Raw genomic sequence first — 14,527 nt, forward strand, 5'->3', positions numbered from 1 at the left:
AACCCCGAAGATCAAAAGAAGTGTCCTCGCCGGACGGGCAGACCCCCGGAGGGGTTGACAAGTCAAAAGCCGGGACAAGCAGGTTGCGGGGCGGGGTTCGGGTTGCCGGGGCCGATTCCAGCGTGCTCGCGAGCCTCTCGTCTTCTCCGCACGACCTTCCGACAGCAAACCACACCTCCCCACCCGGCCCCCGTCACGTTGCGAAGCTAGGGCGGCGGCAGGTTGCAGGGGCCGGGCGGGGAGGCGCGGTTAGCGGTCTCCAGGCCGTACGGAGAAGACGAGAGGCTCGCTTTGTGGGTTTTCAACCCCGGGCTGCGCCCGAACCCCGGTGCATCAGTGCTCCTAACATGGCGTCAATGACGACGCGCATGGAGACCGTCACCGTCTCTGACGGCACCTTTGACCTCACCGTCTGGCTTCCGGACGCTCCCGAGACTCCGCGGCCCGGCATCCTGCTCGTCCAGGAGGTCTTCGGCGTCGGCCCCTACATCCGTGCCGTGGCTGAGGACCTGGCCGCCCTCGGTTACGTGGTCGCCGCCCCCGACCTCTTCTGGCGGCAGCACCGCAACTGGGCCGCCGACCATGACGACGCCGGTCTGCAAGCCTCCATGGCGCTCGTCGGCCAGTACGACTTCCCCCGTGGCGTCCTCGACTGCCAGGCCTCCCTCGACGTCCTGCGCGGACTGCCTGAAGTCGCCGGGCAGCCCGTCGGCGCGCTGGGCTTCTGCTTCGGGGGTTCGATGACCTTCTTCCTTGGTGCGCAAGGAAACCCGGACGCCGTGGTCTCCTTCTACGGCTCGGTTGTGCCGGACAGTGCGGCCCTGCTCGACAAGATCAGCGTGCCCACCCTGATGCACTTCGGCGGCGACGACCCCTACATCGCCCGTGAGGACATCGCCAAGGTGGAAGCCGCGGCCGAGGGCAAGCCGCATGTCGAGCTGCACGTCCAGGAGGACGCCGGTCACGCCTTCCACAACCGCATGGCCCCGGCGTTCCACCACCCGGAGGCGGCGGCCAGGGCCTGGCGGTTGACGGAGGAGTTCCTGGGGCGGGTGTTGCCGGTCTAGCTCACGGTGAACTCCGGCGACGTGCCCGTGAACGCGGTGACCTTGGTGGACAAGGCTTTCGCGTCGCCGGAGTACACGATCCGGTACTTCCCGGGCTGGGCGTTGGCCGGGATGTCCCAGGTCACCGTGACGCGGGAGGCGGCCGCGCCCCAGCGGGCCCAGTGGAACTTGGTGGACCAGTCGCCGTCGTCGGCGACCCGCTTCCAGGTGCTGCCCTCCTGGCGCTGGACCTCCAGGTAGCTGCCGCCGCGGTGCAGGTTGTTGTTCGGGTGCGCGCCGGCGAACTCGACCTTCACCTGCTGGCCCTTGGTGTAGGAGGCCGACGGAGGAGTGACCGTGTCGCCGAAGTTGTGGCCGGTGGGCGGGGCGTCCAGGACCACGCCGGGCTGCACGGTCCACTTCGAGCCGGACAGGTCCGGCACCGCGGGGCCGGGGTTGGTGCCGCGCCCTGCCTTCAGGTCGCCTGCGACCCTGGCGAACTCCTGCTGGTAGGCGGGCAGCGCCCAGCGGCCGAACATGGTGTGGCCGCCCTCGTAGTCCTGCTGGTCGTACTCCTCCGGCGTGGTCAGGTAGCCCGAGTAGTCGTTGGTGTAGCCGGAGACCAGCACGTTCTCCAGCGGGGCCCCGGTCGCCGCGGCCACCGTCCTGCGCAGCCGCAGACCGGCCACGATGGTGGTCTCCTTGGACATGGTGGCCAGGTAGAACTGGCCGATCTTGAGCACCTGCACCGGCAGGATCTTCGGGGTCAGGCCCAGCGAGCCGGTGTCCAGCAGGATGTCCTTGGGCGCCTGGCAGGCCCGCAGCTCCGGCGAGGCCTGGTAGCGGGCCTTGGTGACCAGTTCGATCAGCGGGTTGTTGCCGACCCCCTCCTTGAAGATGTCCGGGCCCGGCCCGTCCTCGGTGCTGCCCGCGGCGAAGGACGCGCCCATGGCCGCGCCACAGGTCTGGTGCGTTGCGCCGTCGCCGGTGAACTCCGGGCGCACCGAGACGTTGCTGAAGTCCACGAAGGACATCCGGGAGCCGATGCTGCCGGTGACCGCGGTGCCGCCGCCGTCCAGCAGCCGCTTGGCCGCGGCGAACTGGCGCTCACCGATGATCTTGGTGTTCGCGATGTGGTCGCCGGTGGGACCGGTGCCCGGCTTCAGCGCCAGGTTCGGGCTCATGTCACCGGCGCTGGTCTGGGCGAAGGCGGCGACAAAACCGGGCGAGCCGCTGAGGTAGTCCACCCCGCTGACATCGCGCTCCCAGTGGTAGGACGCGTAACCCTTGTTGTCACCGGAGATCAGCTTGTGGTCCCCGCGCAAGCTGGTGCCGTGGGTGGCGAAGAAGTTCAGCGCGCCCACCGGCTTGCCGCCGCGCTCGAAGCGCAGCAACGTGGTCTGCGGGTCGATGCCCTGCGGGAAGTACGCCTTGTCCGCGGCCGGGTTCCGGTCGAAGGCCCGCCGCGACCGGTTCACGCTGGCATCCCGCAGCTCGCCCTTGCCCAGCCGCACCGTGCCCGGCGCCAGGTCCTGGTGCGCCAGCTTCACCGACTGCACGATGCCGTCCACGATCGCCTTGAACGTGTCGTCGTGGTAGCCGAAAGTCGTGATGTTGTAGAGCGAGTAGTGCGAGTACCCGCCCGGCCCGGAATGGGTGTGCGTGGCCGAGAGCGACAGGTTCGCGTCGGTGTACTGCCCGCCCAGCTCCTGTCCGAGCCGCTTGAGCACCGCCTGCCGGACGCTGGCGAAGATCTGCCCCACGTCCACCGTGACCAGCGCGACCCGTTGCGCCCCACCGGAGTCGGCCACCACGAACGCCCTGGACCGCTGCCGCTGGTGGATCCCGGCGGTCTGCTGGTCCAGCTTGGCGTAGCCCATCATGCCGCGCTCGGCCGGCTCACCCGTCACGTCGGCGATGCCCCGGCCCACCAGGTAGGTGTCCGCGGGCTCCGCCGACGCCGGGTCCAGCTGGGTCAGCACCCCGGCGCCGAGCAGGGCGGCCAGGACGAGGGTCAGGGCAGGTCTGATGCGGTGCAGGCGCATGGGAATCAGCCCTTCCGGCCAGTGGTGGCTGTGACCTGGGACACGGCAAGCGTTCGCTTGAAGGTAGCGAGGGTCACGGCGAATGTGAACCCATCTCACGTATGGCGGCGGTGGATCACGCCGGGCGGTGTCTGGTGGATCTCGGTCGATGAGCGCCGGAGTCCAGGTCGCCCCTGGCGGTGCTGCCGAGGCGGCCTCGTACTGGGCGTACTTGGTCGTCTCGGCAGCGCCGCCAGGGGTGAGCTGGGCCCGGCGATCGCGGCCGAGATCCACCAGACACCGCCTAGCACAGCAAGGCCGTGCTAGGCCACTCAGCGCACGCCGGTAGCCTCTCGCGCGTGCCATCAGTGGTCGCTACAGCCCCGCCTCGTCCCTCGCTGACCGAGCCGGTCCGACTGGACGAGCTAGCCGGCATGGTCGGCGCCGTTCTCGCTGGTGACAACGGACGCGAGCACGCGGCGGTCCGGGTCACCGGCGCCACCCTGCGCGCCCAGCAGGCCCAGCCAGGAGATCTTTTCGCCGGTCTGCCCGGCGCCCGCGCGCACGGGGCCGCGTTCACCGCCCAGGCGGTCGAGGGCGGCGCGGTCGCGGTGCTCACCGACGCCGCGGGCGCGGAACTGCCCGAGGTGCGCGAGTCCGGCCTGCCCGTGCTGGTGCACCCCGATCCGCGGGCGGTGCTGGGCGCGCTGGCCGCGCGGATCTACGGCAACCCCTCCGACCGGCTGTCCATCATCGGCATCACCGGCACCTCGGGGAAAACCACCGTCAGCACGCTGATCGAGGCCGGGCTGCGCGCCGCGGGCCGCACCACCGGGCTGATCGGCACCGTCGCCACCGTGATCGCCGGGCAGCGCCTGGACAGCGCGTTCACCACCCCGGAAGCCCCCGACCTGCAAGCCCTGTTCGCGCTGATGCTGGAGCGCGGGGTCAGCGACGTGGCCATGGAGGTCTCCAGCCACGCGCTCGCCCTCGGCCGGGTCGCCGGCACCCACTTCGCGGTCGGCGCCTTCACCAACCTGTCCCAGGACCACCTGGACTTCCACGCCGACATGGAGGACTACTTCGCCGCCAAGGCCAAGCTGTTCGACGGCCGCGCGGACAAGGCGGTCGTGGTGGTGGACAACGAGTGGGGCCGCAGGCTGGTCACCGAGGACACCGTCACCGTCTCCCTCGGCGGCGAGGCGACCTGGCGGGCACTGGAGATCAGCACCGAGACCACCGGCATCCAGCGCTTCCGCGCCCTCGGCCCGGACGGCATCGAGCTGAAGCTGGCCATCCGGCTGCCCGGCGACTTCAACGTGTCCAACGCGCTGCTGGCCGCCGCCTGCCTGCACGCGGCCGGGGTGCCGGACGCGGCCATCATCGAGGGCCTCTCCAGCGTGGACGTGCCCGGCCGGATGGAACGGGTGGTGCGCGGCCAGGACTTCACCGCCGTGGTCGACTACTCGCACAAGCCCGGCGCGGTGGCCGCGGTGCTGGACTCGGTGCGCGAACAGGCCAAGGACAGCCGGATCATCCTGGTGCTGGGCTGCGGCGGCGACCGGGACAGCGCCAAGCGCCCGCTGATGGGCGAGGCCGCGGCCCGCCGCGCCGAGCTGACCATCGTCACCGACGACAACCCGCGCACCGAGGACCCGGCCGCGATCAGGGCCGCCATGCTGGCCGGCGCGCGCGCCGTGCCGGAGAGCGAGCGCGGCGAGGTCGTCGAGGTCGGCGACCGCGGCGCGGCCATCCGCGAGGCGGTCCGCCGTGCAGGCCCCGGCGACGTGGTGGTGGTCGCGGGCAAGGGCCACGAGACGGGGCAGGAGATCAACGGGGTCGTGCATCCGTTCGACGACCGCCAGGTACTGGCCGAGGCCATTGACGCGCGGCTGACTGACAACCCGGGCGCCGCTTCCGGCGTCCACCCCACGGAGGGTTCATGATTCCGCTCAGTCTCGCCGAGATCGCCGAGGCGGTCGGCGGGCGCCTGCACAACACTGACGGCAGCCCGAAGATCACCGGCAGCGTGGAGTTCGACTCCCGCCAGTTGACCGAGGGCGGCCTGTTCCTGGCGCTGCCCGGTCAGCAGGTGGACGGCCACGACTTCGCCGCCGCCGCGGTCAAGGCCGGCGCGGCCGGGGTGCTGGCGGCCAGGGAGGTGGACGCGCCCGCGGTGATCGTGCCGCCGGTGGCCGAGGCCAACCACAGCTCCTACGTGCTCACCGGCGACACCGACGGCTCCGGCGCCGCGGTACTTGCCGCGCTCAGCAAGCTCGCCCGGCTCTCCGTGGACACCCTGGCCCGCGAGGGCCTGGCCGTGGTCGGGGTGACCGGCTCCTCCGGCAAGACCTCGACCAAGGACCTCATCGCCCAGGTCCTGGAGCCGATGGGCCCCACGGTCGCGCCGCCCGGCTCGTTCAACAACGAGCTCGGCCACCCGTGGACCGCGCTGCGCGCCGAGGCGGCCACCCGCTTCCTGGTGCTGGAGCTCTCCGCCCGCGGCGTCGGCCACATCGGCCAGCTGTGCCGGACCGCGCCGCCGCGGATCGGCGTGGTGACCAACGTGGGCTCCGCGCACCTCGGCGAGTTCGGCTCCCAGGAGGCGGTCGCCCAGACCAAGGGCGAGCTGCCCGAGTCGCTGCCCTCGGCCGAGGAGGGCGGGGTCGCCGTGCTCAACGCCGACGACCCGCTGGTCGCCGCGATGGCCGGGCGCAGCAAAGCCAAGATCGTCTTCTTCGGGACCGACCCGAAAGCCACCGTGCGCGCCGAGGACGTCGACCTCGACGAGCAGGCCCGCGCCACCTTCCGCCTGGTCTCCCCGCAGGGGGAGGCGGAGGTCAAGCTCGGCCTGCACGGCGTGCACCACGTGTCCAACGCGCTGGCCGCCGCCGCGGTCGCGCTGGAGCTGGGCGCGACACCCGCGGAGGTCGCCGAGCGGCTCTCCGCGGCGCGACGGGTCTCCGCCCGCCGCATGGAGGTCACCACCCGCGACGACGGCGTCACGGTGGTCAACGATTCGTACAACGCCAACCCGGAGTCGGTGCGCGCCGCGCTCAAGACCCTGGCCGCCATGAGCCGCACGGAGCCGCGCCGCCGCAGCTGGGCCGTGCTCGGCGTGATGGCCGAACTGGGCGAGGACAGCATCGCCGCGCACGACGCGATCGGCCGGTACGCGGTCCGGTTGGACGTCAACCGGCTCGTCGTGATCGGCGAGCAGGCGGCCGCGATGCACCAGGGCGCGTACCTCGAAGGGTCATGGGGAGAGGAGTCCGTACTCGTGCCGGACGTCGACGCCGCCATCGCGCTGCTGCGCGAACAGGTGCGGCCAGGGGACGTCGTGCTGGTGAAGGCGAGCAAGGCGGCCGCGCTGTGGCGGGTCGCCGACGCGCTGCTCGATGGCGGTGACACCGCGTGAAGGGCATTCTCGTCGCGGCCGCGATCGCGCTGATGGTCTCCATCCTGCTCACCCCCTACCTGATCAAGGTCTTCTCCCGGCAGGGCTTCGGCCAGGAGATCAGGGAAGAGGGTCCCCAGCACCACCAGACCAAGCGCGGCACCCCCACCATGGGCGGTATCGCGATCCTGCTGGCCATGTGGGCCGGCTACGGCACCAGCCACCTGTTCGTCTACCTGACCAGGGGAGCGAACGAGCAGGTCGGCCCGACCGCCTCCGGCATCCTGGTGCTGTTCCTGACCACCGGCCTCGGCCTGGTCGGCTTCCTGGACGACTTCATCAAGATCCGCAAGGCCCGCAACCTGGGCCTGTCCGGCACCGCGAAGATCGTCGGCCAGGTGCTCACCGCGACCGTCTTCGGCTACCTCGTCTTGCAGTTCCCGGACGCCAGCGACTACCACCTCACCCCTGCCTCGGTGAACCTGTCCTTCGTCCGGGACATCTCGATCATCTCCTTCGGCGCCATCGGGTTCATCATCTTCTGCAACCTGCTGGTGGCGGGCTGGTCCAACGCGGTCAACCTGACCGACGGCCTGGACGGCCTGGCCGCTGGCACCGCGGCGATGGTGCTGGGCACCTACGTGGTCATCTCGTTCTGGCAGTTCCGGCTGGACTGCTCCGAGCGCCTCAACCCGGCCTGCTACTACGTCCGCGACCCGCTGGACCTGGCGATCGTGGCCGCCGCGGCGATGGCCGGCTGCGTCGGCTTCCTCTGGTGGAACGCGGCTCCCGCCAAGATCTTCATGGGCGACACCGGCTCGCTGGCCCTCGGCGGCCTGGTCGCCGGCCTGGCCATCACCACCCGCACCGAGCTGCTGATGTTCGTCGTCGGCGGCCTGTTCGTGGTCGAGGTGCTCTCGGTCAGCCTGCAGATCATGGTCTTCCGCACCACAAAACGAAGACTGTTCCGGATGGCCCCGTTCCACCACCACTTCGAGCTAGCGGGCTGGGCGGAAACCACGGTGATCATCAGGTTCTGGCTGATGGGCGGCATCTGCTGCATGATCGGCCTCGGCCTGTTCTACAGCGAGTGGCTGGCCTCGGGCGGATGAGCCCGTCCCAGTTCAGCGGCGCCTCGGTCCTCGTCGCGGGGGCCGGGGTGTCCGGTCTGTCCGCCGCCCAGGCCCTGGCCGACCTCGGCGCCAAGGTCACCGTCACCGACGGCAACGCCGCCCGGCTGGCCGCCATCACCGAGTTCGCCACCGCGCTTTCGCTCACCGAGCCGCCGCCGGGCACCGACCTGGTGGTCACCAGCCCCGGCTGGCGGCCGGACACCCCGCTGCTGGCCGCGGCCGCCGACGCGGGCATCGAGGTCATCGGCGAGGTCGAGCTGGCCTGGCGGCTGGACCAGGAGGCCCCGGACGGCCCGCGCGAGTGGCTGGTGGTCACCGGCACCAACGGCAAGACCACCACCGTCGGCATGCTGGAGCACATCCTGCGCGCGGCCGGCGCGGACGCGGTGGCCTGCGGCAACGTCGGGCTGCCGGTGGTGGACGCGGTCCGCGCCGGGCACCGGGTGCTCGCCGTGGAGCTGTCCAGCTTCCAGCTGCACTGGTCGCCCTCGGTGCGGCCCAGCGCGGGCGCGCTGCTCAACATCGCCGAGGACCACCTGGACTGGCACGGCTCCCTGGCGGCCTACGCGGGCGCCAAGGCCGCGGTGCTCACCGGCAAGGTGGCCATCGGCAACCTGGACGACCCGATCGTGGCCGGGCTGCTGGCCGAGTGCCCGGCCCCGCGCAAGATCGGCGTCACCCTGGGCGAGCCGGAGCCGGGCCAGTTCGGCGTCTCCGGCGGCAACCTGGTGGACCGGGTCACCGAGCCCACTCCCACCGGGGCCGTGCTCACCGAGGCCGCCGCGATCCGCCCGCCGGGACCGCCCGGCATCGCCGACGCGCTCATCGCCGCCGCGCTGGCCCGCGCGCACGGCGTCCCCGCCGGGGCCGTGCGCACCGGACTGGCGAACTTCCAGCCGATCGTGCACCGGGCCAGCCCGGTCGCCGAGGTCAACGGCGTGCGCTACATCGACGACTCCAAGGCCACCAACCCGCACGCGGCCGCCTCCTCCCTGCACGCCCACGACCGGGTGATCTGGGTGGCCGGCGGCCTGCTCAAGGGCGCCTCGGTGGAGCAGCTGGTGGCCGAGGCCGCGCCCCGGCTGGCCGGGGTGGTGCTGATCGGCCAGGACCGGGAGGTGATCGCCGCCGCGCTGGCGCGACACGCCCCCGAGGTCCCCGTGCACACGGTGACGGAGGGGGACGATAAGGCCATGGTGTCGGTGGTGAGAGCGGCGAGCGCAATGGCACGACCGGGTGATGTTGTCCTACTGGCGCCCGCGGCTGCCTCGATGGACATGTTCACCGACTACACCCACCGGGGCCGCGCCTTCGCGCAGGCCGTGCGAGAGGTGCTCCAAGCTCCTGAGGCGGGGTGAAGCCGGGATGCCCCGACGGACCCGCCGGACCTCCCGGGTCTCCTGGCGCTCGGCGCTGACCGCCTGGCTGAGCAGGCCGCTGGCCGACTTCCACCTGGTGCTGGCGATCTTCGGCCTGCTCACCATCCTCGGCCTGGTCATGGTGCTGTCGGCCTCGATCCCGGACAGCCTGAACAAGTTCAACTCCGGCTACGTGATCTTTGCCAAGCAGCTGGCCTACGTGGTGGTCGGCCTTGGCCTGTTCTGGATCGCGCTGCGGCTGCCCGCCAGAACCCTGCGCCGGCTGAGCATCCCGGCCATGGTGGTCAGCCTGCTGCTGCTGATCCTGGTGCTGGTGCCGGGCATCGGCGCCGAGCTGAACAAGGCGCGCAGCTGGTTCAAGCTCGGCCCGCTGTCCTTCCAGCCGGTGGAACCGGCCAAGGTCGCGCTGGTGCTCTGGGGCGCGCACGTGCTGGCCACCAAACGCGCCATGCTGCACCAGTGGCGGCACCTGCTGGTGCCCCTGGTGCCCGCGGCGCTGATGATGTTCGCCCTGCTCATGCTGCAACCCGACCTCGGCTCCACCATCACCCTCGCGGTGATCGTGCTGTCCCTGCTGTGGTTCGCCGGCGCGCCGCTGCGGCTGTTCGGCGTGATCGCCCTGGGCGCGGTCACCGGCGCGATCGCGCTGGCCATGTCCGCGGCCTACCGGCTGGAACGCCTGACCTCCTTCTTCGACCCCACCGCGGACCCGACCGCCTCCTACCAGTCCACGCAGGCGCTCTACGCCCTCGGCGACGGCGGCATCTTCGGGGTCGGCCTCGGCCAGGGCAAGGCCAAGTGGAGCTACCTGCCCAACGTGCACAACGACTTCATCTACGCGGTGATCGGCGAGGAGCTCGGCCTGATCGGCGCGCTGCTGGTGCTGGTGCTCTTCGGCCTGCTCGCCTACGTCGGCCTGCGCATCTCCCAGCGCAACACCGACCCGTGGATCCGGCTGGTCTCGGCCACCCTCACGGTGTGGCTGGTGGCCCAGGCCGCGATCAACATCGGCTATGTGGTCGGCCTGCTCCCGGTCACCGGCCTGACCCTGCCGATGATCTCCTCCGGCGGCACCTCGGCCGCGGTGACCATGCTGGTCTTCGGCATCCTGGCCAACAACACCCGGCACGAGCCGGAGGCCGTGGCCGCGCTGCGCACCCTCGGCCCCGGCCGGGTCGGCAAGCTGCTCCGGCTGCCCGCCCCCGAGCCCTACCGGCCGCCTGCCAAGCGCAAGCCGGTCCGCCCGTCCACCCCGCCCCGCCAGGCAGGCCGCCCGGTGCGCGCGGCCGCCCACCAGGCCGCCACGGCCCAGGACGACCGCCGGCGCACCAGGCGCAACACCGGCAGCCCGGATCCACGGCGCAGAGCGGGATACCCGAACAGCAGAGAAGGCCGCATCCGCTGATCGGCACCGGCCATGGCACTGCGTAGCGCCCCGGGCGCACGCAGTGTCACAGGCCGATTTTGTTACCCTCGCGGCCATCCGCATCCCCATGTCGACGCCTGGGATACCGGGCTGGAGGACTTCCGCAGTGTCTGGTGAAACCGTCCGAAGTGGACCCTGTGTCGTCGTCGCCGGAGGCGGCACCGCCGGGCACATCGAGCCCGCGCTGGCCCTGGCCGACGCGGTGCGCCGGATCCGGCCCGATGCCAGGGTGATCGCACTGGGCACCGAGCGGGGCCTGGAGACCAAGATCGTGCCGGCCCGCGGCTACCAGCTGGAGCTGATCCCCCCGGTGCCGATGCCGCGCAAGCCCACCCCCGAGCTGCTCCGGCTGCCGCTGAAGGTCAGGGACGCGGTCCGCCGCACCCGCGAGGTCCTCGACCGGCACGGCGCGGACGTGGTGGTCGGCTTCGGCGGCTACGTGGCGCTGCCCGCCTACCTGGCCGCCCGCGGCCGGGTGCCGATCGTGGTGCACGAGGCCAACGCGCGCACCGGCCTGGCCAACAAGGTCGGTGCCCGCTTCGCCGCCGCGGTGGCCGCCGCGGTGCCCGGCAGCGGCCTGCCCGGCGCCAAGGTCATCGGCATCCCGCTGCGCCAGTCCATCACCACCCTGGACCGGGCCGCGCTGCGCGACGAGGCCCGCCGGTTCTTCGGCCTGCACCCCACCGCCCCCTGCCTGCTGGTGGTCGGCGGCTCCCAGGGCGCGCGCTCGATCAACACCGCGGTCTCCGCCTCGGCCAGCCAGTTCGCCGCGGCCGGCATCGGCGTGCTGCACGCGCACGGGCCCAAGAACACCGTGGCCGTGCAGCAGGTGCCGCACGCGCCCGCCTACGTGCCGGTGCCCTACCTGGAGCGGATGGACCTGGCCTACGCCGCCGCGGACGCGGTGCTCTGCCGCTCCGGCGCGATGACCGTGGCCGAGGTCTCCGCGCTCGGCCTGCCCGCGGTGTTCGTGCCGCTGCCGATCGGCAACGGCGAGCAGGCGCTCAACGCCAACCCGGTGGTGGACAACGGCGGCGGCCTGCTCATCCCGGACAGCGAGCTGACCGCCCAGCGGATCTCCGAGCAGGTCATCCCGATGCTGCGGGACCCGGAGCGGCTGGCCAAGATGGGCGCGGCGGCCCAGTCCGGCGGACACCGCGAGGCCGACATGGTGCTGGCCCGCATGGTGCTGGACCAGGTGCGCCGGTGAGCGCCCCCGAGGTCGGCCCGCTGGACGAGCGCCTGGCCCGCACCCACCTGGTGGGCATCGGCGGCGCCGGGATGAGCGGCATCGCCCGGATCCTGCTGGCCCGCGGCGCGCGGGTGTCCGGCTCCGACGCCAAGGACTCGCCCACCGTGCTGGCCCTGCGCGCGCAGGGCGCGGAGATCAGCACCGGGCACCTGGCGGAGAACCTGGACCAGCTCGACGGCGGGCCGACCGCGGTGGTCGTCTCCACCGCGATCCGGCCGAGCAACCCGGAGCTGGCCGCGGCCCAGGAGCGCGGCATCACCGTGCTGCGCAGGGCGGAGGCGCTGGGCGCGCTGATGGCCGGGCACCGGGTGGCCTGCATCGCGGGCACGCACGGCAAGACCTCGACCACCTCGATGCTCACCGTGGCCCTGCAGCACTGCCGGCTGGACCCCTCCTTCGCCATCGGCGGCGACCTCAACGAGTCCGGCGCCAACGCCCACCACGGCAGCGGCGGCGCGTTCGTGGCCGAGGCCGATGAGTCCGACGGCTCGTTCCTGGTGTTCAGCCCCTCGGTCGCGGTGGTCACCAACGTGGAGGCCGACCACCTGGACCACCACGGCACGGTCGAGGCCTACGTGGCGGTCTTCGACGAGTTCGTCACCCGGATCGAGCCCGGCGGCGTGCTGATCGCCAACATCGACGACCCGGGCTCGGCCGCGCTGGCCGAGCGCGCCACCGCCCAGGGCGTGCGGGTGCTGCGCTACGGCCGCGCTGAGGGCGCGGACGCCCGCATCCTGGTGCACCGGCCCACCGCGGCCGGTGGCGAGGTGGACATCGAGCTGGGCGGCGAGCAGGTCACCGTCACGGTGGCCGTGCCAGGCGAGCACATGGCGGGCAACGCGGTCGCCGCGCTGCTGGCCGGGCTGGAGCTGGGCGCGCCGCTGGACGGCCTGCTGGACGGCCTGGCCGCCTTCGGTGGCGTCCGGCGGCGGTTCGAGTTCAAGGGCCAAGCCGCCGGAGTTCGGGTCTACGACGACTACGCCCACCACCCCACCGAGGTGGACGCCCAGCTGCGCGCCGCCCGGCCGGTGGTCGGCGGCACGGGCAGGCTGGTGGTGGTCTTCCAGCCGCACCTGTACTCGCGCACCAAGGCCTTCTGCGCCGAGTTCGCCCAGGCGCTGGCGCTGGCCGACGAGGTGGTGGTGCTCGACGTCTACGGCGCTCGCGAGGAGCCCGAGCCCGGCGTGACCGGCGAGCTGGTGGCCGAGAGCGTGCCGCTGCCGCAGGGCAGGGTGCACTACGAGTCCTCGATCAGCCACGCGCCCAAGCTGGTGGCCAGCCTGGTCCGCGCCGGTGACCTGGTGATCACCATGGGCGCGGGCGATGTCACCATGCTCGGCCCGGAGATCCTCGGCGAGCTGGCCGGCGGCGAGGACGCCGGACGATGAGCGCGACGCCGCAGCGCGGCAAGCGGTACAGCGACCCCCGCAGGGCCGCCCGGCCGCGCCCGGCGTCCGTGCGGGGCCGCCGTCCGGCCGGGCGGCGGCGGGTGGCCAAGCTGCGCAGGCTGCTGCGGCCCTGGGTGCTGATGTCGGTGGTGACCGTGCTGGTCGGCCTCGGCTACCTGCTCTACTACACCGGGCTGTTCGCGGTCAGGGAGGTGCGGATCGACGGCCTCAAGGCGCTCAGCGCCGAGGAGATCCGCACCGCGGCCAACGTGCCGGAAGGCACCCCGCTGCTCCAGGTGGACACCGCCGAGGTGGCCGCCAGGATCGGCGCCGTGCCCAGGGTGTTCACGGTGAACGTGGAGCGCTCCTTCCCGGGCAGCCTGGTGGTCACCGTGGACGAGCGCACCCCGGTCGGGGTGTTCAACGGCGCCGAGGGCCCGCAGCTGGTGGACGGCACCGGCCGGGCCTACGCCACCGTGCCCAAGCCGCCGGACGGCCTGCCGGTGGTCAAGGTGCGCAGCGCCGCGCCGGACGACCCGGCGGCCAAGGCCGCGGTGGACGTGCTGGCCGCGGTGCCGGACAAGCTCAAGCCGGAGGTGCTGGAGGTCGCCGCCGAGGTGCCCGGCGACGTCCGGCTACAGCTGATCGGCGGCCGGGAGGTGCGCTGGGGCAGCACCGCCGACTCCGGCCGCAAGGCGCAGGTGCTGGAGCCGTTGCTGGGCCGGCCTGGGAAAATCTTTAACATCTCCAGCCCGGACCTGCCTACTGTCGTCTGATGACTGACACCCGTCCCGAACCGCCGCTGATCGCCGACGAGCGCGACACCCTGTGCGGCTTCCTGGACTTCTTGCGCGCCACCGTGGTCATGAAGGCCACCGGACTGTCCGAAGTGGACGCTCGGAAACCGCTGATCCCCAGCTCACCGCTGATGACGGTGGTCGGACTGGTCAACCACCTGCGCTGGGTGGAGTGGGCCTGGTTCAGCAACCGGGTGGACGACCAGCCCGGCGAACCGCCCTGGGCGGGCGACGATCCGGACGCCGAGTTCCGGGTGCCGGCCGAGCAGTCGCTGGCCGATGTGCTGGCCGGGTACGAGCGGGAATGCGCGGTCAGCCGGGAGGTCCTGGCCCGAAAGGACCTGTCGGCGACATTCGTTCATCCGCGACTCGGTAACGTAAGCGTGCGCTGGGTGCTGACCCACATGATCGAGGAGACCGGACGCCATGCCGGTCATCTCGACCTCATTCGCGAGCTGCTCGACGGTGTGACCGGAGAGTGACGGAGGGGTGGGGGCGTGCCTACAAGTTTCCTTCGTGGGTTACGTGTGCGGGTTCACTCGGCGTGGCTGCTGGACGGAGAACACCGACGGTGCATAACGTCCCGTTCGATGGTCAGGGGTTGACATAACTCTCAACCGACAGTTGAGGCTGAGGGTTTCGAGACGGGGCTGGCGCCGGGTGGCGACGGTCCAGACCCGCGAGC

Annotated in this window: 11 protein-coding genes; 10 read left to right on the plus strand and 1 reads right to left on the minus strand. The window is 72.0% G+C overall.

Features of this window, described 5'->3' with window-relative positions:
• Window positions 1-356: 356 nt before the first annotated feature.
• Window positions 357-1,067, plus strand: a complete 711-nt coding sequence (locus M8C13_RS41435; protein ID WP_252486313.1) for a dienelactone hydrolase family protein — start codon at window positions 357-359, stop codon at window positions 1,065-1,067.
• Here the strand turns inward: M8C13_RS41435 and M8C13_RS41440 are convergent.
• Window positions 1,064-3,091, minus strand: a complete 2,028-nt coding sequence (locus tag M8C13_RS41440) for a neutral/alkaline ceramidase (protein WP_252486314.1) — start codon at window positions 3,089-3,091, stop codon at window positions 1,064-1,066. The two genes, M8C13_RS41435 and M8C13_RS41440, sit on opposite strands and share 4 nt — an antisense overlap.
• Before the next feature lie 413 nt (window positions 3,092-3,504).
• Between M8C13_RS41440 and M8C13_RS41445 the strand changes: the two genes are divergently transcribed.
• The 9 genes from M8C13_RS41445 (at window position 3,505) to M8C13_RS41485 (ending at window position 14,324) form a co-directional block, all read left to right on the plus strand.
• The gene (locus M8C13_RS41445; protein ID WP_252486339.1) at window positions 3,505-5,016 is read left to right on the plus strand and encodes a UDP-N-acetylmuramoyl-L-alanyl-D-glutamate--2,6-diaminopimelate ligase; all 1,512 of its coding nucleotides are present in this window, start codon (window positions 3,505-3,507) and stop codon (window positions 5,014-5,016) included.
• The gene (gene murF, locus M8C13_RS41450) at window positions 5,013-6,488 is read left to right on the plus strand and encodes a UDP-N-acetylmuramoyl-tripeptide--D-alanyl-D-alanine ligase (RefSeq protein ID WP_252486315.1); all 1,476 of its coding nucleotides are present in this window, start codon (window positions 5,013-5,015) and stop codon (window positions 6,486-6,488) included. The genes M8C13_RS41445 and murF overlap by 4 nt, the downstream gene beginning before the upstream one ends.
• Window positions 6,485-7,579 (plus strand): phospho-N-acetylmuramoyl-pentapeptide-transferase, encoded by a 1,095-nt coding sequence (mraY, locus tag M8C13_RS41455; RefSeq protein WP_252486316.1) that lies wholly within the window; start codon window positions 6,485-6,487, stop codon window positions 7,577-7,579. The genes murF and mraY overlap by 4 nt, the downstream gene beginning before the upstream one ends.
• Entirely contained in the window at window positions 7,576-8,958 is a 1,383-nt protein-coding gene (murD, locus tag M8C13_RS41460; RefSeq protein WP_252486317.1) for a UDP-N-acetylmuramoyl-L-alanine--D-glutamate ligase, read from the plus strand. The genes mraY and murD overlap by 4 nt, the downstream gene beginning before the upstream one ends.
• Before the next feature lie 7 nt (window positions 8,959-8,965).
• Window positions 8,966-10,384, plus strand: a complete 1,419-nt coding sequence (gene ftsW / locus M8C13_RS41465) for a putative lipid II flippase FtsW (protein ID WP_252486318.1) — start codon at window positions 8,966-8,968, stop codon at window positions 10,382-10,384.
• Window positions 10,385-10,472: 88 nt separating this feature from the next.
• Window positions 10,473-11,615: an undecaprenyldiphospho-muramoylpentapeptide beta-N-acetylglucosaminyltransferase gene (gene murG, locus M8C13_RS41470; protein ID WP_374213346.1), complete on the plus strand. Its 1,143-nt coding sequence runs from the start codon at window positions 10,473-10,475 to the stop codon at window positions 11,613-11,615.
• Window positions 11,612-13,045, plus strand: coding sequence for a UDP-N-acetylmuramate--L-alanine ligase (murC, locus tag M8C13_RS41475; protein WP_308202917.1), 1,434 nt, complete (start codon window positions 11,612-11,614; stop codon window positions 13,043-13,045). Before murG ends, murC begins: the two co-directional genes overlap by 4 nt.
• Window positions 13,042-13,821 (plus strand): cell division protein FtsQ/DivIB, encoded by a 780-nt coding sequence (locus M8C13_RS41480; RefSeq protein ID WP_252486320.1) that lies wholly within the window; start codon window positions 13,042-13,044, stop codon window positions 13,819-13,821. Before murC ends, M8C13_RS41480 begins: the two co-directional genes overlap by 4 nt.
• On the plus strand, window positions 13,821-14,324 hold the full coding sequence (locus M8C13_RS41485; RefSeq protein ID WP_252486321.1) for a DinB family protein: 504 nt from the start codon (window positions 13,821-13,823) through the stop codon (window positions 14,322-14,324). Before M8C13_RS41480 ends, M8C13_RS41485 begins: the two co-directional genes overlap by 1 nt.
• The last annotated feature ends 203 nt before the right edge of the window (window positions 14,325-14,527 follow it).

It is taken from the genome of Crossiella sp. SN42 (assembly GCF_023897065.1).
Taxonomy (GTDB): domain Bacteria; phylum Actinomycetota; class Actinomycetes; order Mycobacteriales; family Pseudonocardiaceae; genus Crossiella.